This window comes from Haemophilus paracuniculus (assembly GCF_002015115.1).
Taxonomy (GTDB): domain Bacteria; phylum Pseudomonadota; class Gammaproteobacteria; order Enterobacterales; family Pasteurellaceae; genus Haemophilus_E; species Haemophilus_E paracuniculus.
Genome location: NZ_MUYA01000024.1, coordinates 1 through 1,266 on the forward strand (window position 1 = coordinate 1; position 1,266 = coordinate 1,266).

Sequence of the window (1,266 nt, forward strand, 5' to 3'; positions counted from 1 at the left end):
GAAGTAGATAGCTTAACCGCAAGGGGGGCGTTTACCACGGTATGATTCATGACTGGGGTGAAGTCGTAACAAGGTAACCGTAGGGGAACCTGCGGTTGGATCACCTCCTTACCTTGAAATTGATTGCGATAAGTGTTCACACAGATTGTTTGGTTGTTGTGTTAATAAAGATTAGCGAGTAGTGCAATGCACAAACAAGCGGTAAGATAGCAACGAAAAACAACGTTTGCAAATTACCGTGAAAAACAGTAAAATGCTCGCCCATTTTGGCAAAGCGGAAAACATCTTTAAATGTTGTCCCCATCGTCTAGAGGCCTAGGACATCGCCCTTTCACGGCGGTAACCGGGGTTCGAATCCCCGTGGGGACGCCATTTAAAGATGGTTTTTTTGTCGGAAGACGAAATGAAATCTTATGTTCTTTAAAAAATCGGAAACAAGCTGAAAACTGAGAGATTTTCGAAAGAAAGTCTGAGTAGTAAAATCTTAGCTGAACAAAAGCAGCTAAGTGTTTAGTTGAATTGATTATAGCTTTAAATGTTTCTTCTTATTTTTTCTTTTTATTAAGAAAAAGTTTGAAAACATTTGAGGTTGTATAGTTAAGTGACTAAGCGTACACGGTGGATGCCTAGGCAATCAGAGGCGAAGAAGGACGTGCTAATCTGCGAAAAGCTTGGATGAGTCGATAAGAGGCGTTTAATCCAAGATGTCCGAATGGGGAAACCCGCTAGGTGAAGAACCTAGCATTTACTATTGAATACATAGGTAGTAAAGGCAAACCGGGAGAACTGAAACATCTAAGTACCCCGAGGAAAAGAAATCAACCGAGATTCCGTAAGTAGCGGCGAGCGAAAGTGGAAGAGCCAGTAAGTTTTAGCATCATATTTAGGAGAATGAGCTGGGAAGCTCAATCGTAGAGGGTGATAGTCCCGTATCCGAAAAATCTGATGTGGAACTAAGCTTACAACAAGTAGGGCGGGACACGAGAAATCCTGTTTGAAGATGGGGGGACCATCCTCCAAGGCTAAATACTCCTGATTGACCGATAGTGAACCAGTACTGTGAAGGAAAGGCGAAAAGAACCCCAGTGAGGGGAGTGAAATAGAACCTGAAACCGTGTACGTACAAGCAGTGGGAGCCCCATCACTCAATCCTATTGAGTGGTGTAAAAAATCCACAAAATCTAACCGCTTGGTTAACCACTTGCGAAGCAAGTGGGTCAACCGAAAAAAGGCAGTGGGATTGAGTGATGGGGTGACTGCGTACCT

At 43.4% G+C, this 1,266-nt stretch carries 1 tRNA gene and 2 rRNA genes; all 3 read left to right on the forward strand.

The features are described 5' to 3' along the window. Positions 1 to 111: ribosomal RNA gene (locus B0187_RS10035) — 16S ribosomal RNA — on the forward strand; the annotation flags it as partial. Between the two features lie 185 nt (positions 112 to 296). Next, positions 297 to 372 (forward strand) — tRNA-Glu (locus tag B0187_RS10040). A 223-nt stretch (positions 373 to 595) separates the two neighbouring features. Next, positions 596 to 1,266: ribosomal RNA gene (locus B0187_RS10045) — 23S ribosomal RNA — on the forward strand; the annotation flags it as partial.